This window comes from Pseudomonas sp. B13(2017) (assembly GCF_002113245.1).
Taxonomy (GTDB): Bacteria; Pseudomonadota; Gammaproteobacteria; order Pseudomonadales; family Pseudomonadaceae; genus Aquipseudomonas; species Aquipseudomonas putida_Z.
On record NZ_NEJX01000006.1, the window covers coordinates 240,553 to 259,544 of the forward strand.

General features: G+C 64.2%; 21 protein-coding genes. 7 read left to right on the forward strand and 14 right to left on the reverse strand.

Annotated elements, in window-relative coordinates:
* Positions 1-15 precede the first annotated feature (15 nt).
* From cysB to CAG44_RS11175, 3 genes are all read right to left on the reverse strand, one after another.
* Entirely contained in the window at positions 16-990 is a 975-nt protein-coding gene (cysB, locus tag CAG44_RS11165) for an HTH-type transcriptional regulator CysB (protein WP_013971904.1), read from the reverse strand.
* A gap of 128 nt (positions 991-1,118) precedes the next feature.
* Positions 1,119-1,616, reverse strand: a complete 498-nt coding sequence (locus tag CAG44_RS11170; RefSeq protein WP_015269711.1) for a universal stress protein — start codon at positions 1,614-1,616, stop codon at positions 1,119-1,121.
* A gap of 124 nt (positions 1,617-1,740) precedes the next feature.
* Positions 1,741-2,688: a putative 2-dehydropantoate 2-reductase gene (locus CAG44_RS11175; RefSeq protein WP_085692160.1), complete on the reverse strand. Its 948-nt coding sequence runs from the start codon at positions 2,686-2,688 to the stop codon at positions 1,741-1,743.
* A 231-nt stretch (positions 2,689-2,919) separates the two neighbouring features.
* On the opposite strand from CAG44_RS11175, the gene CAG44_RS11180 reads away from it, so the two are divergent.
* Entirely contained in the window at positions 2,920-3,996 is a 1,077-nt protein-coding gene (locus tag CAG44_RS11180) for a 3-deoxy-7-phosphoheptulonate synthase (protein ID WP_025338433.1), read from the forward strand.
* 130 nt (positions 3,997-4,126) lie between these two features.
* Here the strand turns inward: CAG44_RS11180 and CAG44_RS11185 are convergent, their stop codons facing one another.
* A complete protein-coding gene (locus CAG44_RS11185; protein WP_025338432.1) occupies positions 4,127-4,408 on the reverse strand; it encodes a GNAT family N-acetyltransferase in 282 nt (93 codons plus the stop codon).
* A 509-nt stretch (positions 4,409-4,917) separates the two neighbouring features.
* Here CAG44_RS11185 and oprI point away from each other — a divergent pair.
* Positions 4,918-5,169, forward strand: a complete 252-nt coding sequence (gene oprI, locus CAG44_RS11190; protein WP_003259780.1) for an outer membrane lipoprotei OprI — start codon at positions 4,918-4,920, stop codon at positions 5,167-5,169.
* 133 nt (positions 5,170-5,302) lie between these two features.
* Here the strand turns inward: oprI and CAG44_RS11195 are convergent, their stop codons facing one another.
* From CAG44_RS11195 to CAG44_RS11205, 3 genes are all read right to left on the reverse strand, one after another.
* Positions 5,303-6,280, reverse strand: a complete 978-nt coding sequence (locus CAG44_RS11195; RefSeq protein WP_085592905.1) for a L,D-transpeptidase family protein — start codon at positions 6,278-6,280, stop codon at positions 5,303-5,305.
* A 111-nt stretch (positions 6,281-6,391) separates the two neighbouring features.
* Positions 6,392-6,682, reverse strand: coding sequence for a hypothetical protein (locus tag CAG44_RS11200; protein ID WP_025338431.1), 291 nt, complete (start codon positions 6,680-6,682; stop codon positions 6,392-6,394).
* A gap of 58 nt (positions 6,683-6,740) precedes the next feature.
* Positions 6,741-7,346 carry an arylesterase gene (locus CAG44_RS11205; protein WP_025338430.1) on the reverse strand — a complete coding sequence of 202 codons (606 nt, stop codon included), beginning with the start codon at positions 7,344-7,346 and terminating at the stop codon, positions 6,741-6,743.
* A 10-nt stretch (positions 7,347-7,356) separates the two neighbouring features.
* Here CAG44_RS11205 and CAG44_RS11210 point away from each other — a divergent pair, with 10 nt between their 5' ends.
* Positions 7,357-8,040, forward strand: coding sequence for an ABC transporter ATP-binding protein (locus tag CAG44_RS11210; protein ID WP_016714756.1), 684 nt, complete (start codon positions 7,357-7,359; stop codon positions 8,038-8,040).
* A complete protein-coding gene (locus tag CAG44_RS11215; protein ID WP_085692151.1) occupies positions 8,040-10,547 on the forward strand; it encodes an ABC transporter permease in 2,508 nt (835 codons plus the stop codon). The genes CAG44_RS11210 and CAG44_RS11215 overlap by 1 nt, the downstream gene beginning before the upstream one ends.
* Before the next feature lie 126 nt (positions 10,548-10,673).
* Here CAG44_RS11215 and greB read toward each other — a convergent pair whose 3' ends face one another.
* The 4 genes from greB to CAG44_RS11240 all read right to left on the reverse strand — a co-directional run bounded on the left by greB (position 10,674) and on the right by CAG44_RS11240 (position 13,648).
* Positions 10,674-11,147 (reverse strand): transcription elongation factor GreB, encoded by a 474-nt coding sequence (gene greB / locus CAG44_RS11225; protein ID WP_013971895.1) that lies wholly within the window; start codon positions 11,145-11,147, stop codon positions 10,674-10,676.
* 11 nt (positions 11,148-11,158) lie between these two features.
* Complete coding sequence (locus CAG44_RS11230) at positions 11,159-11,467, reverse strand: hypothetical protein (RefSeq protein WP_025338428.1); 309 nt, start codon at positions 11,465-11,467, stop codon at positions 11,159-11,161.
* Positions 11,468-11,690: 223 nt separating this feature from the next.
* Positions 11,691-12,128, reverse strand: coding sequence for a DoxX family protein (locus tag CAG44_RS11235; protein WP_085692152.1), 438 nt, complete (start codon positions 12,126-12,128; stop codon positions 11,691-11,693).
* 113 nt (positions 12,129-12,241) lie between these two features.
* Entirely contained in the window at positions 12,242-13,648 is a 1,407-nt protein-coding gene (locus CAG44_RS11240; RefSeq protein WP_085663148.1) for a transglycosylase SLT domain-containing protein, read from the reverse strand.
* A 158-nt stretch (positions 13,649-13,806) separates the two neighbouring features.
* On the opposite strand from CAG44_RS11240, the gene CAG44_RS11245 reads away from it, so the two are divergent.
* The 3 genes from CAG44_RS11245 (at position 13,807) to CAG44_RS11260 (ending at position 16,783) form a co-directional block, all read left to right on the forward strand.
* Complete coding sequence (locus CAG44_RS11245; protein ID WP_085692153.1) at positions 13,807-14,604, forward strand: TatD family hydrolase; 798 nt, start codon at positions 13,807-13,809, stop codon at positions 14,602-14,604.
* Positions 14,605-14,860: 256 nt separating this feature from the next.
* Positions 14,861-16,339 carry a methyl-accepting chemotaxis protein gene (locus CAG44_RS11255; RefSeq protein WP_025338425.1) on the forward strand — a complete coding sequence of 493 codons (1,479 nt, stop codon included), beginning with the start codon at positions 14,861-14,863 and terminating at the stop codon, positions 16,337-16,339.
* A gap of 75 nt (positions 16,340-16,414) precedes the next feature.
* Positions 16,415-16,783, forward strand: a complete 369-nt coding sequence (locus CAG44_RS11260) for an Mpo1-like protein (RefSeq protein WP_038409214.1) — start codon at positions 16,415-16,417, stop codon at positions 16,781-16,783.
* Positions 16,784-16,919: 136 nt separating this feature from the next.
* On the opposite strand, the gene CAG44_RS11265 is transcribed toward CAG44_RS11260, so the two are convergent.
* The 3 genes from CAG44_RS11265 to CAG44_RS11275 form a co-directional block, all read right to left on the reverse strand.
* Positions 16,920-17,717, reverse strand: a complete 798-nt coding sequence (locus CAG44_RS11265; RefSeq protein ID WP_085592892.1) for an acyl-CoA thioesterase II — start codon at positions 17,715-17,717, stop codon at positions 16,920-16,922.
* A 77-nt stretch (positions 17,718-17,794) separates the two neighbouring features.
* A complete protein-coding gene (locus CAG44_RS11270) occupies positions 17,795-18,574 on the reverse strand; it encodes a CHAD domain-containing protein (protein ID WP_085692155.1) in 780 nt (259 codons plus the stop codon).
* 17 nt (positions 18,575-18,591) lie between these two features.
* Positions 18,592-18,870, reverse strand: coding sequence for a hypothetical protein (locus CAG44_RS11275; RefSeq protein ID WP_085692156.1), 279 nt, complete (start codon positions 18,868-18,870; stop codon positions 18,592-18,594).
* Positions 18,871-18,992 lie beyond the last annotated feature (122 nt).

Genomic DNA, 18,992 nt, shown 5'->3' on the forward strand with positions numbered 1-18,992 from the left:
CCGTACGATTCTAGATCAGTGCACCGGCAGCTCGACGCCTTCGAACAGGTCTTCCAGCTCTTGCTTGTTGTGGCACTGGATGGCCTTGGCCATCACTTCACGGGTCAGATGCGGGGCGAACTTCTCGATGAAGTCGCACATGAAGCCACGCAGGAAGGTGCCGCGGCGGAAGCCGATCTTGGTGATGCTGGCTTCGAACAGTTCGCTGGCATCCAAGGCCACCAGGTCGCTGTCGAGCTTGGTGTCCACCGCCATCTTGGCGACGATCCCCACGCCCAGCCCCAGCCGCACATAGGTCTTGATCACGTCGGCGTCAGCGGCGGTAAACACCACTTTCGGCGTAAGGCCGCGGTGGTTGAACGCTTCGTCCAGCTTCGAACGGCCGGTGAAACCGAACACGTAGGTAACGATCGGGTATTCGGCGACCGCTTCCAGGGTAAGCTTCGGCAGCTTGGTCAACGGATGACCCTGCGGCACCACCACGCAGCGGTTCCACTTGTAGCACGGCATCATGATCAGGTCGCCGAACAGCTCCAGCGCCTCGGTGGCGATGGCGAAGTCCACCGTCCCGTCCGCGGCCATCTCGGCAATCTGCATGGGCGAACCCTGGTGCATGTGCAAGGACACTTCCGGGTACTGCTTGATGAAGTTGCTGATCACCGGCGGCAAGGCATAACGCGCCTGGGTGTGGGTGGTGGCGATGGACAGCGTGCCCTTCTTCTCGTTGGAGAATTCCTGGGCAATCTGCTTGATGCTTTCGACCTTGCGCAGGATTTCGCCAGCGGTATTGATGATGCGCTCACCGGCCGGGGTAACGCGGGTCAGGTGCTTGCCGCTGCGGGCAAAGACTTCAACACCCAGCTCATCCTCGAGCAGGCGGATCTGCTTGCTGATACCTGGCTGGGAGGTATACAGGCTCTGCGCCGTCGCGGAGACGTTGAGGTCATGGTGCGCCACTTCCCAGATGTAGCGCAGTTGTTGAAGCTTCATAGGTTCCCCTCGGTTCAGCGATGAGTCCGCGGCAGCAGGCAGCGACGATATATAACTATATTAGTGGTTCTGGAAATAAATCTAGAACTATTTTGTTACATACCCCCGGAAATGGCCTACGGCCATCTTCATGCTTTCCTACGCCCCAAATGCTGCGCCAGCGGCACCATGTACACCGGTACCGGCGACAGTTGCAGCAGCCGTACCGCCGTGCGCCCCAATGGCACATCCACGCCGGCGCCAGCACTGTGGCTACCGAAAATCAGCAGGTCGACGCTCAGCCGCTGTGCCTGGTCGAGGATCACCTGCGCAGGGTCGCCCTGGCGTACTCGCACCGCCTTGATCACCGCCAGGTCGGCCTCCTCGCCCAGTTCGTCGCGAAAGTTTTCCAGCACACGCTGCTCGATATTGGCCATCACCGTGTTCACCCCCTGGCTGTGCAGCTGGTCGAGCGTCTGCTCATCGAGGTAGCTTTGCAGAAGAGATTCAGCGAACTGGCCCATGGGCTCTACCGCATGGATCACATACAACTCGGCGCCGAATGTGCGCGCCAGCGCCAGCGCGTGTTGCATGACAAAAGGGGCGTAGACACCGAGGTCGGTGGCGTACAGCATGGAGTGGATCATTCGACCTCCTTGACTGCCGCTGCGGCAGAGCAAGCTTCAGCTTAGCAGCGCGCCGGACGCACGCTTTGCCGTCCGGCGCGCTGCTGATGCGGGCTGGAGGGCCCCGGCGGGGCCAGAACCACCCTCAGCGAGGCTGTTCGCCCCGGTCGATGAAAGCCAGCGCCTGGTACAGCATCTCCATGCGCGGCAAGCGGCAGCCTGCCGCACGCGCCTGCGCCAACGGCTCGGCATAGATGGCCTGCAGCTCCAGCGGGCGCTTGTGGACATGGTCGTGGTACATGCTGGGCCAGTAGTCGGGCATGCGCTCGGTCACCTGGAACAGGTGCTCGGCATACCCCTCGGGCAACACATGGCCACACGCCGCCGCACCCTGCACCACCTCGGCCATCAGGGCCTGAATCAGGGCGCGGCCATGACTGTCGGCCATCAGCGGCGTGGTGCTGGCACCGAGCAGCACCGACAGGCCGTTGTAGGGCACGTTCCACACCAGCTTCTGCCAGCGTGCCTGGGCCAGGTCGGGCATGGCCTGCGAGTCGATGCCCGCAGCCCGGAACAGCCCCGAGCCCTCATTGACCAGCGCGGCACCGCCATCGTTGGCCGGCCCGCTGTGGTAGCCGAGGTTGACCGCGCCCAAGGCCTGGTGGCGGATCACGCCGGGCGCCTGGCGGTTGACGCAGATGAAACACAAGCCGCCGAGCAGGTGCATGTCGCTGCGCAAGGCCGGGCGCAACTGCTCCTCCACGCCCAGGCCGTTCTGCAGCAGCACCACCTTGGCGCCCGGTGCGGCCGCCTGCACGATCAGCGGCGCCAACTGGTCATTGCTGGTGGCCTTGGCCCCCACCAGCAGCCAGTCGCAGGGCGGCATGTCGGCGGCACTGGCATAGGCCTGCACCTTCATCTGCAAGTTGCCATGCACGGCACTGTCCACGGCCAACCCCTGCTCGCGGACAACCTCGTACTCGCTGCGCAACAGAAAATGCACATCGAAGCCGGCCCGGGCCAGCATCAACCCATAGAAGCCGCCGATGGCGCCACTGCCGATGATGCCGATACGTGGTGTGTGCGGATGCATGCCGATCTCCAGGTAAAAGTCAGCCCTCTTTTTACACAGGTTGCGCAGCGCTGGGCAGCCCATGCACGGCAAACACCTGCCATCTCGGAAAAACCCCACACGGACTGGGCCCAGCCCATTGTCGCGCCACCTGTAACGCGCTAAGGTTCGGCTCCCCGCTGCGATTATTCTTGCTGCTGGGCCGCACGGGGATAGTTGGCGGCCGGCACCCGTGACCTGACGAGTAACACGATGGCTGATTTACCGATCGATGACTTGAACGTTGCCTCCAACGAGACCCTGATCACCCCCGATCAGCTCAAGAAGGAAATCCCCCTCAGCGCCAAGGCCCTGCAGACCGTGACTGCCGGCCGTGAAGTGGTGCGCAATATTCTCGACGGCAAGGACCATCGCCTGTTCGTCGTGGTCGGCCCTTGCTCGATCCACGACATCAAGGCCGCCCACGAGTACGCCGAGCGCCTGAAAGTGCTGGCCGAGGAAGTGTCCGACACGCTGTACCTGGTCATGCGCGTGTATTTCGAAAAACCGCGCACCACCGTCGGCTGGAAAGGCCTGATCAACGACCCGTACCTGGATGACTCGTTCAAGATCCAGGATGGCCTGCACATCGGCCGCAAACTGCTGCTGGACCTGGCCGAAATGGGCCTGCCGACCGCCACCGAAGCGCTCGACCCGATTTCCCCGCAGTACCTGCAGGACCTGATCAGCTGGTCGGCCATCGGCGCCCGCACCACCGAATCGCAGACCCACCGCGAGATGGCTTCGGGCCTGTCCTCGGCAGTCGGCTTCAAGAACGGCACCGACGGCGGCCTGACCGTTGCCATCAACGCCCTGCAGTCGGTGTCCAAGCCGCACCGCTTCCTCGGCATCAACCAGGAAGGCGGCGTGTCGATCGTTACCACCAAGGGCAACCCGTACGGCCACGTGGTACTGCGCGGCGGCAACGGCAAGCCGAACTACGACTCGGTCAGCGTCGCCCTCTGCGAGCAGGACCTGGCCAAGGCCAAGATCAAGGCCAACATCATGGTCGATTGCAGCCACGCCAACTCCAACAAGGACCCGGCCCTGCAACCGCTGGTGATGGAGAACGTCGCCAACCAGATCCTCGAAGGCAACCAGTCGATCATCGGCCTGATGGTCGAGAGCCACCTGAACTGGGGCTGCCAGTCGATTCCGAAGAACCTGGACGAGCTGCAATACGGCGTGTCGATCACCGATGCCTGCATCGACTGGTCGGCTACCGAGAAGACCCTGCGCAGCATGCGTACCAAGCTGAAGGATGTGCTGCCGCAGCGCAAGCGCGGCTGATGCGATAAAGAGCGGGGCCGCTTCGCGCCCCATCGCGACACAAGGCCGCTCCTACAGGGTTATGCGATTTCCTGTAGGAGCGGCCTTGTGTCGCGATGGGCTGCGAAGCGGCCCCGCTTTTTTTACAGAATCAGACCTTGCTCGAATGCCGCTGCTGGCGCTCCATGTAGCGCTCCACGTACGAGCAGGACGGAATCACCGTGTAGCCCATCTGTTCAGCGTACTCCAGGGCCCGTTCGGTCAGGGCGGCAGCAATCCCGCGGCCACGCAGGGCGTTGGGTACGAAGGTGCGATAGATGTCCAGCGTCTGCTTGCCCAGGTCCATGTACGTCAGATAGGCACGATGACCGTCCACGTTGGTCTCGAACTGATGACCGGCCTGGTCATGGTGGATGGTCAGCGCTTCGCTCATCACTACTCCTCGCAGGTCTTCTCGGCAGACCCATACCTTAACCGATGGTGGTTTATCCGGCACAGAATCCTCTACGCCACCTGTTGCCCCCTTCGACCACTGGACGATTGCAATCGTTCGGATCCTCTGGCACTCACAAGATAGTAGGCGCCGCAGGCGGGATTGCTCAAGGTGGTGGCGGTTAAAAATGGCGAAAATGCAGCCAGATGCCATTCTTGGCAACGCGCCAGGCAGCGACCGGATGTACTAGGGCTTAAGACGCCGAAGGACAGTTAAAGTCACCCTTAGTTCAACAAAAAAGTTCCTGTACTACAGTCGCTTGCGAACCCTGTACGTTTTTTTCACAGGCGTGTCGCAAATCTTGTCGGAAAGGCGTCAAGCAACATTTTTTTTGCAGTTCTTGCGCTTAGTCAGTTTACTTACTACAAGTAATGGGTACTATGTACGCCGGCCAGTTTCTCTTTTCCGAGAGATGGCTATTTAATAGAAAGTCCTTGAAGGGGAACACGATGAACAACGTTCTGAAATTCTCTGCTCTGGCTCTGGCCGCAGTTCTGGCTACCGGTTGCAGCAGCGTATCCAAAGAAACCGAAGCTCGTCTGACTGCGACTGAAGACGCAGCAGCTCGCGCTCAAGCTCGTGCAGACGAAGCCTACCGTAAGGCTGACGACGCACTGGCAGCCGCTCAGAAGGCTCAGCAGACCGCTGACGAAGCCAACGAGCGCGCTCTGCGTATGCTGGACAAAGCCAGCCGCAAGTAATAATCCTCACGGATTGTTATGGAGCCGACCCACTTGTGGGTCGGCTTTTTTTATTGCCTGCGCACAAGGCAAACGCGCCAGGCAGAAACGAAAAGGCCTGCACTAAGGCAGGCCTGGGTGTGTCGCAATTACCTTACTGCAGTTCGGGCGGAATGCTCGAAACCATCGGTGCGCCACCCTGGTTTTCGGTCGGCACGGCAATTTCCACCGGCATGCCATCTTCCGCGGCCACCACGTCACGGACCATGTCCCAGTTCATGCGTAGGTTATTGGCCAGGTCTTCACGCTTGAGCAAGGCGTTGATAACAGCAGTGTGTTTATCGACCACCGACGGATTACCCTGGTCGTCCAGCGGCGTGTGCGCCTCCAGGTAAACCTTGCCGCCACTGATACCAAACTTGTAGGGCTCGTTGATGATGCGCACCGGCGTACCCACCGGCACCATCTTCGACAGTTCCAGCACGTTGTTGTTGAGCATGCGGAAGCAACCGTGGCTGGTACGCATGCCAATGCCGAACTTCTTGTTCGAACCATGGATCAGGTAGCCCGGCACGCCGAGGGTGAACTTGAACGGCCCCAGCGGGTTGTCCGGGCCAGCTGGCACCACGCTCGGCAGGATGTCGCCGTCAGCCGCGTGCTCGGCACGGATCGACGCTGGCGGGGTCCAGGTCGGGTTCGGTGTCTTGGCGGTGATCTTGGTATTGGCGATCGGCGAGCCCCAGCCTTCACGGCCAATGCCCAGCGGGAAGGTATGCACCACGTTCTGCCCTTTCGGGAAGTAGTACAGGCGGTATTCGGCCAGGTTGATGACGATGCCCTCGCGCGGGCCCGGCGGCAGGATGTAGCGGGTCGGCAGGATGATCTCGGTGCCGGCACCTGGCAGCCATGGGTCCACGCCCGGGTTGGCGGCGATCATTTCCAGGTAGCCGAGGTCGTTGGCAGTGCCGATATCGGCGAACGTGTCCTCGTACTTTGCCTTGATCACATGCACCTGGCCGATGATGTCTTCACCGGGTGGTGGCAGTGGCAGCTCCAGCGCAGCAGCGGGGCCTGCTACCAGCAGGGCGGCCAGGGACAGGCTACGGGTGACGGCAGGAAAGCGCGGCAACATCCGGTAAATCCTTCGAAAGGTGGGTCAAGAGAATCGATTGTACACCTGCGCCGATGCAAGCGGGAGGCATTGGCGCCATGCAAGCGTTTCAGATGATGAAAGGTGCGGTGTTCAGGCGCCCTGCAGCTCCGGCCACACCGGGCGCATGCCGCGCCGCTGGGCATCGAGGATGGCGCGGCACAGGTCGCACAGGCGGCCGTCGCGGTAGATCGAGCGCGCCACCCCCGACCAGCGCGGTTGCGCCGGCAGCAGGCCACCACACAGAGTGCGGTCGGCCGGTACGCCCAGCTCGAGCTGGCGGGCCACGAGGTGGACGCGGATTTCCTGGCAGGCGAACAGGTCGAGCTGCTCATCAGGCTCGATCAGTTGGTAGGCATACAGGGACCAGGCAGGGCGCGGCATCGGTGGCACTCGAAACGGGGGGCGCAACATTAGCCGAAAGCCGGCGCCGTTTAAAGCGTCACAGCAAGGGTTTTATCGCCGGCCAGGCATTTTCCAGCAGGCGCTGCTGGGCAGCCTGGGCCGGGTGAATGCCATCCGCCTGCATCAACTCAGGCACGCCCCCTACCCCCTCGAGGAAAAACGGCACCAGCGGCACCTGTTTTTCTGCTGCCAGCTGTTCATACACCTGGGCGAAGGCGGTGGTGTAGCGCACGCCATAATTGGGTGGCAGGCGCATACCAAGCAGCACCACCTTGGCACCGGCCTTTCGCGAACTTTCAATCATCGAGGCAAGATTTTGTTGCAATTGCGCTGGCGACTGCCCGCGCAAGCCATCGTTGCCACCCAGCTCCAGCACCACCAGGCTCGGCTTGTGCGCTGCAAGCAGCGCCGGCAGCCGCGCCTGGCCACCTGCACTGGTGTCGCCGCTGATCGATGCATTGACCACTTTGTCGTCGAAACCTTCGTCCCGCAGGCGGGTCTGCAACAGGGAGACCCAGCCCTGGCGGGTATCCAGGCCAAAACCGGCGCTGATACTATCGCCGACAACCAGCAGTGTTCCCGCCGCCGCGCTCTGGGCCAGGCAATACAGGGCCAGACCGGCACTCAACCACCACACTCGCATCGGATTCTCCATGGGCCCCAGCATTCTCGTTGCGCAGAACCTTAGCAAAGTGGTCCCCAGCGCGGAAGGTGACCTGACCATCCTGCACGCGCTGTCCCTCGACCTGGCCCAGGGCGACAGCCTGGCCATCGTCGGCGCCTCGGGCTCGGGCAAGTCGACCCTGCTCGGCCTGCTCGCCGGCCTCGACCAGCCCAGCGCCGGCAAGGTCATCCTCGCTGGCCACGACCTGGGGCCGCTGGATGAAGACCAGCGCGCGCGGGTGCGCGCCGAACATGTGGGCTTCGTGTTCCAGTCGTTCCAGCTGCTCGACAGCCTCAACGCCCTGGAAAACGTCATGCTGCCGCTGGAGCTGGACGGCCGCCGCGACGCCCGCGAACACGCGCGCACCCTGCTCGAACGGGTCGGCCTGGGCAAGCGCCTGAGCCACACCCCGCGCCAGCTTTCGGGCGGCGAACAGCAACGGGTGGCCATTGCCCGTGCCTTCGCCGCGCAACCGGCAGTGCTGTTCGCCGACGAACCCACCGGCAACCTCGACAGCCACACCGGCGAGCGCATCAGCGACCTGCTGTTCGAACTGAACAAGGAACGCGGCACCACCCTGGTGCTGGTTACCCATGACGAACGCCTGGCCCGGCGCTGCCGCCGCCAGATCCGCCTGGATGCGGGCCGCCTGGTGGCCCCGGTGGAGGCCTGATGAACCACATGCCGCTGTCCCGCCTGTGCGGCCTGGCCCTGCGCCAGTTGCTGCGCGACATTCGCGCCAGCGAAGTGCGCGTGCTGTTCTTCGCCCTGCTGGTGGCGGTCGCGGCCAGCACTGCCATCGGTTATTTCGGTGCCCGCCTCAACGGCGCCATGCAACTGCGCGCCAGCGAGTTCCTCGGTGCAGACCTGGTGCTGCAGGGCAGTGCCCCGGCCCGCGACCAGCAGATAGAAGCCGGCAAGGCGCTTGGCTTGCGCCACGCCCAGGTGGTCGAGTTCACCAGCGTGGTCGGCGGCGATAACGGTATCCAACTGTCCAGCGTCAAGGCTACTGATGGTGCCTACCCGTTGCGCGGGCAAGTGCGCAGTGCCGCGGAGCCCTATGCCGCAGAAACTCCGGGCGGCGGCCCGGCACCTGGCGAAGCATGGGTCGAGCCACGCCTGTTGGCGGCACTGGGGCTGAAGGTTGGCGACAGCATCGACGTGGGCATGAAGACGCTGCGCATGAGCCGCGTACTGACCTACGAACCGGACCGCGCCAACAACTTCTACAGCCTTACCCCACGGGTAATGATGAACCTGGCCGACCTGCAGGCCACCGGCGTGATCCAACCGGGCAGCCGGGTCACCTACCGCGACCTATGGCGCGGCGATGCCGAAGCGTTGGCCCAGTACCGCGGGGCACTGAAAAAGGACCTGGCCGCCAACCAGCGCCTGCGCGACACCCGCGATGGCAACCAGCAGGTCGGCGGCGCCCTGGGCAAGGCCGAGCGCTACCTGAACATGGCCAGCCTGGTGGCGGTGCTGCTGGCAGGCGTCGCCGTGGCCCTGTCGGCCAGCCGCTACGCCGCACGCCGCCTGGACGCCAGCGCCCTGCTGCGCTGCCTGGGCCTTTCGCGCCGCCAGGCACTGGGCCTGTACTGCCTGCAATTGGCCATGCTCGGCCTGGTCGCCGCGCTGGCCGGCGCCCTGCTCGGCTGGCTGGCCCAGCTGGGCCTGTTCCGCCTGCTGCATGGCCTGCTGCCAAGCGTGGTGCCTGCAGGCGGCATCGTCCCGGCCCTGGCTGGCATCGCTACCGGGCTGGTGGCCCTGGCCGGCTTCGCCCTGCCGCCAATTGCCGCGCTGGGCCAGGTGCCGCCGCTGCGCGTGCTACGCCGCGACCTGCTGCCGATACCGCCCAGCAGCTGGCTGGTGTACGGCGCGGCCCTGTTCGCACTGGGCCTGATCATGTGGCGCCTGAGCCTCGACCTGCTGCTCACCTTCGCCCTGCTCGGTGGCGGCCTGGTCGCCGCGCTGCTGCTCGGTGGCGTGCTGCTCCTCGGTTTGCGCAGCCTGCGCCAATTGCTGGCCGGGGCACCACTGACCTGGCGCCTAGGGCTGGGCCAACTGCTGCGCCACCCCATGGCCGCTGCCGGCCAGGCCCTGGCCTTCGGCCTGATCCTGCTGGCCATGGCCCTGGTCGCGCTGCTGCGCGCGGAACTGCTCGACACCTGGCAAGCGCAGCTGCCCAAGGATGCACCCAACCATTTCGCCCTGAACATCCTGCCGGATGACCGTGAGCCCTTCGCCCAACACCTGCAGCAGGTCAATGCCACCTCGGCACCGCTGTACCCGGTGACACCCGGCCGCCTGGTGCGCATCAACGAGCAACCGGTGCAGCAGGTGGTCAGCAAGGACTCGGCAGGCGAGCGCGCCGTGCAGCGCGACCTCAGCCTGACCTGGGCAGCCGAACTGCCCGAAGGCAATGCACTGACGGGCGGCAACTGGTGGCAGGCGTTGCCCGCCGAAGATGAAATCCCCGGTGTGTCGGTGGAGGCGGAACTGGCCAGCAGCCTGAAGCTGCAACCGGGCGACCTGCTGACCTTCGACATCGGCGGCCAGCAGCGCCAGGCCCGGGTCAGCAGCCTGCGCAGCGTGCACTGGGACAGCTTCCAGCCGAACTTCTACATGATCTTCCAGCCCGGCACGTTGCAGGGGCTGCCGACCACCTACCTGACCAGCTTCTATCTGGCACCGGGCCATGACCTGGATGTGGTGGCGCTGTCACGGGCATTTCCGGCAGTGACCATCCTGCAGGTGGACGCCTTGCTCGATCAGCTGCGCAGCATTCTCGCCCAGGTGACCCTGGCGGTGGAGTACGTGTTGCTGTTCGTGCTGGCAGCCGGGTTGGCGGTGCTCTTCGCTGGCTTGCAGGCGACGCTGGACGAGCGCATCCGCCAGGGCGCCTTGCTGCGTGCGCTGGGCGCGGCGCGGCCATTACTGGTAAAGGCGCGGCGGATCGAGTTCGGCTTGCTGGGTGCGGCCAGCGGCTTGCTGGCGGCGGTCGGGTGCGAGCTGATTACCCTGGTGCTGTACCGCTATGCCTTCGACCTGCAATGGAGCCCGCATGTGTGGTTGCTGCTGTTGCCGCTGGCAGGGGCGTTGCTGGTAGGTGGTGCGGGGGTGCTGGGGACGCGGCGGGCGTTGAATGCCAGCCCGTTGGCGGTCTTACGCGAGAGTTGATGACAGCCTGCACCGGCCTCTTCGCGGGCTTGCCCGCTCCCACAGGTCCGACACAGGTTTCAAGTACTGTGGTGAACCTGTGGGAGCGGGCAAGCCCGCGAAGAGGCCGGCACAGGCAACATCAGATCACTGCCCGTAGCTGATGCTGTTCACATACCAGGTCGCTTCACCGGTAGGTGTGTGCACCACCACCTCATCACCCTCCTCCTTCTTCAGCAAGGCACGAGCCATGGGCGAGTCGATCGAGATGTAGTCATTGCGCCCATAGATCTCGTCATACCCGACAATGCGAAACTTCATAGTCTCGCCCTCGTCGTTCTCGATCTCCACCCAGGCACCGAAAAACACCTTGCCCTCTTGCTGCGGCGAGTAGGCCACCACCTTCACATCTTCAAGACGCTTGCGCAGGTAACGCACCCGGCGGTCGATCTCGCGCAGCAGCTTCTTGTTGTACTGGTAGTCGGCATTCTCGCTGCGGTCGCCCAGCGATGCCGCCCAGGTAACCTTCTGGGTAATCTCCGGGCGGTATACCCGCCACAGGTGGTCCAGTTCTTTCTTCAGCGCCTCATGGCCTTCCGTGGTGATGATGTTGGTACTCAACAGCGCGCTCCTCAGCGGCGGGTAATCAGGCCTTGGCGCGCGATACGGGTGAGGTGGCCGATGATTTCGGCGGCCTCGTCCGGTGCCGGGGCCTGGATCACGGCCAGGTCGAAACGGTCATTGCCATACTGTGCGAGGTGGCAGCCGGTATCGGCGAACTGGATCAGAAATGCACGCGCCTGGCCCTTGCGCCGGGACAGGCCTTCAAGGTGACGTAAAAGAGTGGGTTGATGCTGGCCGCCGAGCAGGATGCGCGGTGTGCGGGACGCCTGGCTGGCAGGCAAGGGGCTCAAACAGACACTGGTACGTGGGCAACTCATGGAGCTTCTCTCCGCCTCGCGAATCCCGCTGGGCAGCGGTGGGAGGCGTCACCGAACCAGCGCTTTAGCGGTATTTCGGATGACCCGGAGAGGGGCTTTCCTGCGCCCCGCAAGTAGCTGTTTAAATCGGCGCAGACGGTATGCTAGAGCTACAAGCGGCAAGATACAAGCCTCAAGCCGAAAGTGATCGGCCTGAGGCTTGTATCTTGGCATTTGCGGTGTATCAGCGGGCGATCAGGCGGTCCAGCGAGAAGCGGCCAGCGCCTTCGATCAGTACCGCGACGGTGCCAGCCAGCAGGGCCAGGCCGAACTCATAGCCGTTGTTGGACATGAACAGGCCGTTGCCGATGTGCACCGAGAGGATCGCCACCACCAGGGTTACCGCCAGCACCAGGGCCGCCGGGCGGGCCAGCAGGCCGACCACCAGGGCCAGGCCGCCGAAGAACTCGGCACTACCAGACAACAGGGCCATCAGGTAACCCGGGGCCAGGCCGATGCTCTCCATCCACTGGCCGGTGCCTTCCAGGCCATAGCCACCGAACATGCCGAACAGTTTTTGCGCGCCATGCGCAATGAAGATGATGCCGACCAGGATACGGATGACGCTCAGGCCAGCGCCGGCGCGGGTGGAGAACAGAGCGTTGAGGGTAGCGTTGTTCATGTCGAAGACTCCTTGAAGCGGGGAAGTTGTGTTGGGATGGGCGCCATCATAATCGATTAGATAGATATGAAAATCGCAAAAAACCCAACATAACAATCGACAAAATCGATTTGTCAGCGCTTCGCCACACGCTCCAGCGCGGCACGCTCCCGGTTGAACGCTACAAAGTACTTGTTGACGCTATTGACGAAGTTGACTGGCCCCATGCCCACCTGCTCCATGGCGACACGTTCGGTCTGGAAGAACCACTGGTCGCCATTCAGCCCGCGCCGCCGCGCTTCGGCGCGCATGGCCTGGACGCGCTCGGGCCCCAGGTTGTAGGCCGCCAGCACGAAGGCCATGCGCTCGCGCTCGTTGATCTTGGCGCTGGCAAAGAACTTGCGCCGGATCAGCGCCAGGTAACGGGCGCTGGCCTGGACATTGCCATCCACCGTGGCGGTGTTGCTCACCCCCACACGCTGCGCCGCCGAAGGGGTGATCTGCATCAGGCCATGGGCCCCTCCGGTGCCGCGCGCTGCCGGGTTGAGCGTCGACTCCTTGAAGGCCAGCGCGGCCAGGTTGAGCCAGTCGATCTGCTGCGCCTCACCGTGTTTCTGCAGCACCGCCCGCAGCGCGGTCAGGCGCTGGCGATTCTTGCTGGCCAATGGGTCGTGCACCCGGTACTGGCGGCGGTAGATGCGCTCGAACGCGGCGTCCTGGTTGTCCGGCGCGCGGTAGCCCTGCAGAAAGCGATCGACCGTGGCCTGCAACTGCGGCGCATCGGGCCTCACATACCAACGCATGGCTTGCGGCGCCCCCAGTTTCACGCGGCTGTCCAGGCGCAGGCGCGGCATCACCCGGGCCCAGCGCCGGGCGATCGGCTGCTCGACTACGGTCAGGTGATAGATGCCGGCCTGGACCATTTCCAGCACATCCTCCACCGCCAAGGTCGAGTCGACCCACTCCACCTTGATCGGCGCACGCTTGCGCAGCGCCAGCTGCTGGTTGACCTGCTGGATCAACGGGCCGGCGGCACTGGCGCTGGTCAGGGCCACGGTACGCCCGGACAACTGCTCGACATGGCTGAAGCTGCGTTCGCCCTTGCGCCCCACCAGCAGCAGCGGCACCTGGTCGAGCACCGGCGCGCTGCTGCTGACCCCGCGCACCACGGCGGGGTCGAGCAGTTCACCCGGTGCGGCCAGGTCACCCTCGCCCCGGGCCAGGGCGCCGAGCAACTGCTCCTTGGCCCGCGGGATCAGCTTGAGCTGGATCTCCTGGCCGTCGGCGGCGCGGGCATTGAGGTAATGTTCCAGGGCACGCAGGCGATAGTATTCGATGCCGACCGGCTCGCCCTTGACCTCACCGGAGCTGTTGCGGCTCTGGTTGACCAGCACCCGCAGCACCTGGCTGGTGCGAATCTGTTGCAGGTCACGGACCTTGGCCGGCGCGATGTTCTGCTGCGGTCCCGGCACGCGCGCGTGGGCAGGCCCGGTCAAGGTCAGCCCAAGCGTCAGCAGGAAAATGAGCCAGCATCGCTGCATGCGAAAACGTGTCCGTGGTCGGTGGGCGGCATCCATGGGGTTGCACCGCCAAGAGAGAAATGACGGTAAAAGACCACGGCAACAGCATGAAGTTCTTGGTTTTTTCAGAAAAACACGGTTTTTGCTATGCTGGCCGCCCCGCGGCACGAGATAGCACCATGCAACTGATCGATATCGGCGTCAACCTGACCAACAGCAGTTTCCACGACCAGCAGGCGGCAATCGTCGAGCGCGCCCTTGAGGCCGGGGTCACGCAGATGGTGCTGACGGGCACCAGCCTGGCGGTCAGCGAACAGGCGCTGGAGCTGTGCCAGCAACTGGATGCGAGCGGCGCGCACCTGTTCGCCACGGCAGGCGTACACCCTCATGATGCCAAAACCTGGGATGCCGGCAGCGAGCGCCAGTTGCGCCAGTTGCTGAATGAAACACGCGTGCGCGCCGTGGGCGAATGCGGCCTGGACTTCAACCGCGACTTCTCCCCTCGCCCGCTGCAGGAAAAAGCCCTGGAGGCACAGTTGGCACTGGCTGCCGAGCTGCATCTGCCGGTGTTCCTGCACGAACGCGACGCCAGCGAACGCCTGCTGGCGATCCTCAAGGATTACCGCGACCACCTGACCGGCGCAGTGGTGCATTGCTTTACCGGCGAGCGCGACGCGCTGTTCGCCTACCTGGACATGGACCTGCACATCGGTATTACCGGCTGGATCTGCGACGAACGCCGTGGCACCCACCTGCACCCGCTGGTGGGCAACATTGCCGAGGGGCGGCTGATGCTGGAGAGCGATGCGCCTTACCTGCTGCCGCGCAGCCTGCGGCCCAAGCCGAAGAACGGGCGCAACGAACCAGCGTTCCTGCCAGAGGTGTTGCGTGAAGTGGCCTTGCACCGGGGCGAGTCGACCGAACAGACGGCGGCGCATACCACGGCAACGGCGCAGGCGTTTTTCCGACTCCCCTGAACCCGTCGCGTTCTCCTGTAGGAGCGGCCTTGTGTCGCGAAAGGGCCGCAACGCGGCCCCGGCAATCTATGCGGCGAAGCTGAAAACCTGGGGGCGCTTCGCACCCCTATCGCGACACAAGGCCGCTCCTACAAAAGCGCGTCAGAACTTGCGGCAGAATTTTCTTGATGCACATCAAGGAAGGCCCTGGCTTGCGCAGGCACAATGATGGCACCTTGCCAATATTGTTCCCGCTCAACTCAGAGAAGACCTGCCCATGGGTGCCTGGCTTAGCAATGTTTCCCTGAAGTACAAGTTCTGGGCCGTCAACGCGGTGGCCTTTGTCACGACCTTGCTGCTGGTGCTCTATGCCGTGCACCTGGAGCAGCGCGCCCGCGCCGAGGCCGCGCAGGCCCAGGCGGCCGCGCAGGCCCAACTGCTGGCTGCCTGGCCGGCCGGCCAGCCGCTACCCCGGCCGGCCAACGTCATCAGCTGGTCAGCCGGGCAAACGCCCACCTTCGCCGGTGAACCCCTCGAGGCCCTGCGCAATGCCCAAGGCTGGGTCGAACTGCCCGCCGCCCGGCTCTTGGGCAACAACCCGCTACAGGGCGCGCAGGTGCTGCGCAACGGCGATCAGCAAATGGCCGTGCTGGCCCAGTCGCCCAGCCTGCGCCAGGTGTTCCTCGACCGCTTCAGCAACTACGCGGTATGCGTGCTGGTCCTGATGCTGGCCATGCTCGGCGCCTCGCAGCTGCTGATCCGCTTCCTGCTCAGCCAGCTCAACACGCTCAAGGACGTGATGCTGCACGTGGAAAAAACCGGCGACCTGTCGGCCCGCGTACCGCTGGCCTGTGGCGACGAGGTCGGCCAGATGGCCGGGGCCTTCAATGCCATGCAGGCGACCTACCACCGCGTGGTCAGTACCGTCGCCCACACCGCAGCGCAACTGGACTCCGGTGCCGCGCGCCTGGCTGCGAGCATGAGCGACGTGCGCCACGGCATGCTCGGCCAACAGAGCGAGACCGACCAGGCCGCTACCGCCATCAACGAAATGTCGGCGACGGTGCACCACATCGCCCAGCACGCCGGCGCCACCCGTGACCTGTCACAAACCGCCGACACCCTGGCCGGTAGCGGCCAGGAGGTGGTCAGCCGGGTGCAGGACTCGATTTCCGGGCTGTCCAGCGGCGTTCAGCAAACTGCCGAGATGATTCGCCAGCTGGCCGAAGACAGCCAGAAGATCAATGGCGTGGTCAGTGTGATCCACAGCATCGCCGAGCAGACCAACCTGCTGGCGCTCAATGCCGCCATCGAAGCAGCGCGCGCCGGCGACCTGGGCCGCGGGTTTGCCGTGGTGGCCGATGAAGTGCGCAACCTTGCCAAGCGCGTGCAAAACTCCACCGACGAGATCACCACCATGGTCTCGGCCCTGCAGTCGGGCACCCGCGATGCAGTGGATTTCATGCAGGAAAGCTCGTACAAGGCCGACGACTGCGTCAGGCAGGCCCAGGAGGCCGGCGAAGCACTGGCCGAGATTACCGGTGCCGTGGCGCAGATGCGCGAAAGCAACACCCAGATTGCCGTGGCAGCCGAGCAGCAAAGCCAGGTGGCCGAGGAAATGAACCGCGCCGTGGTGAGTATTCGCGATGTCACCGAACAGACCGTGCAACAGACCGTGGGCTCGGCGACCACCAGCAGCGAACTGGCGACCCTGGCCGGTGAACTGAACAAGGCCATTGGCCAGCTCAAGCTATAGTCACCATAGCCAGCCTCGATTGGCCCCCGCCTGGGGGGCGCACTAAGCTTTGGGCATGACCGAGAGGAAATGCCCATGAGCAAACGCCTGCCCAACCTGCCCGCCTGGCAATGGCGCGGCTACCACCACAACCACCGCCACCCGACCAACCTGGTGCTGCACCTGATCGCCGTGCCGCTGTTCATCCTTGGCGCGTTGCTGATTCTGTCCGGCCTGTTCGGCCTGGATCTGGGCCAGATTGCCGTTGGCATCATTGCCTTGATCGCCGGCCTGGGCCTGCAGCGCCAGGGCCATCGCCTGGAAGCCGAGCAACCCGAGCCCTTCGCCAACCGCAAGGATGCCGTGCAACGCCTGCTGACCGAGCAATTCATCACCTTTCCGCGCTTCTTGCTGAGCGGGGCCTGGTGGAAGGCTTGGCGGGAACGACACAAGCATCGGCGCTGATGCCATTGGGGCTGCTCTGCAGCCCAATCGCGACGCAAGGCCGCTCCCACAAGAACCGCGCATGTCCTGAAATTTACGCGATCCTGTGGGAGCGGCCTTGTGTCGCGATTGGAGCGCAACGCGCTCCCGGGTTCGGTCAGGCAAACACGGTAACCGTCTGCCGACTCAAGGCCAGCAACTCGCCCTGCGCCGTCCTCAACGCAGCGGCAGCGTGCCCGTAACCATCCCGCGCATGCTCGGTTTCCACGCAATAACGGCACCAGTCCAGGGTCGACAGCTGCGCCGTGGGCTGCATGAATTCGATGGTCCAGGTCAACGTACTGCCGGCGGCCGGCTGCTTGAGAAACGGCATCAGGCTCGGTGGCCAGGCATCGACCAACGCCAGCAGGTGCGCCTCGTTGACCGGTTCTTCGGCCACCCCGCGCAAACGTACCCAGCCGCCCATCTGGCGCGACTGATTGCCACTGAACGGCAACCCACCCACCGCCCAGCGCAAGGCCACATGCTGCATGAACTCCGGGGTAACGCCTTTGATATGGGGCAGCTCGGGGGCTGCGTCTTCGAGCGCTTTCATTTCCGTGGCCGGCAACGCCGGCACATCGACCACCGATGGCCGCCCCGCACCGAAATTGCCCTGCACCAGGGTCACCACCTGGCCGTCTTGAACGGCACGGCCCAGCAAGGTGCTGACTGCCTTGCCTTCACGCAGCACCTCAACATCGAAGCGGATTGGCACATCCGCCGCGGCCGGCGCCACAAAGCTGATGGCCAGCGAACGCACGGGGCGGTCGTCGGAGATTTTCTGGCGCATGGCTTCATACACCATGGCCGCCATCAGCCCGCCAAAGGCGGCGCGACCCTGGGCCCAGCTTGGCGGGACGCTCACCGCTTCGGGGTTGGCCCGCACGGCGTCGAGCAGTTGGTTGAAATTCATTGGCCGGCTCCTGCCTGCAGCGAAAAAGGTCTGCCCATCCTAGCCAGCAAACCCTTGCCGATCAGCCCGCATATCGGTCATTTTTCGGGCTTTCGCCGCGCCAACGCCTGCTGCAGTGCATCCAGCGTCACATCCGAATGGCGCTCGGCCTCGTGCAACTCCTGCTCCCAGGCGACCTTGCACGGTGCCAGGTCGGCATGGTCGCGCGCCTGCAGCAGCCATTGCAGGCGATCATGCCAGTCACCCAGGTCGCCCTGGGCCTGCTTCAGCAAGCGCCGCAACTGCTTGCCCGCATGGTCGAGCTGCGGGTATGCCTCGTCACCGTAGCGCGCACGCTTGATCAGCAAACGCAGGCGGTGGCGGTCGTGGGCCGGGTCCTGCAGCGCTTTGTGCAATTTGCGCCACTGTTTGACCAGGCGTTTGTCGACTCGCTTTTCCAGCGCCCTGACCAGGCCCTCGCGGCCGGCTGCACGCAGGAACAGCGGAAACGCGTCGACAATCGCCAGCACCCGGGTCAGCTGCGGGCTGACGGCAACACTGGCGAAGGTCCTGCCACGCCCTTCCAGGCGCCGCTGCCCGGCCTCGGCAAAACCACGCCCGATCAGTTCGGCCGCCAGCACCTCACGGTCACGCAACGGCGTGGTCAGTGTACCCAACGACTTGGCGGCGTCCTCCAGTTGCTCCACCCCCGGCAGCCCACGCAGCGGCCGCAGCAGGCTGCGCAGGCGCCGCAGGGTGGTGCGCAGGTCATGCAAGGCCTCACTGTCGGTATCGGCAGCCAGGCGCTCGCGGCAGGCCAGCAGGCGCACCTGCAAGGCCACTATCTGGGCAACCACATGATCGAGCATGGCAGACATCGAAAGACGCTCCTTGGTCAGCGCCCGGCGCGAGACTCACGAATGTAGAAACGGGCCTTTTCGGCTTTTCTGGTACAGCTTTCATAACCCTCGAACTGCTGCTGGGTCTTGGCCCCGGTCAGCAGCGACAAGGCCTTGGAGTAGCTCACGGCACCGGCAAAGCCTTCGGCCTTGGCCAGGTCCAGTTCCTTCCAGGCGGCATCCAGTTGGGTCGCGCAACTCTCGCGGTAGGCCGTCTTGCCCGCGCAGCCAACAAGGGCCAAGGCGATCAGTGGAAGGCAGATCCAGGCTTTCATCGGTAATACCTCAAAAGAAAAAACGTTGGCTTTTTGACGCCTCGGCAGCTGAAAAGTGCCCTGCCCAGCCCGCTTGGCCCAGCCAGTTTTATTACAGTAGCTCAGCGCGATGCACATTGAAG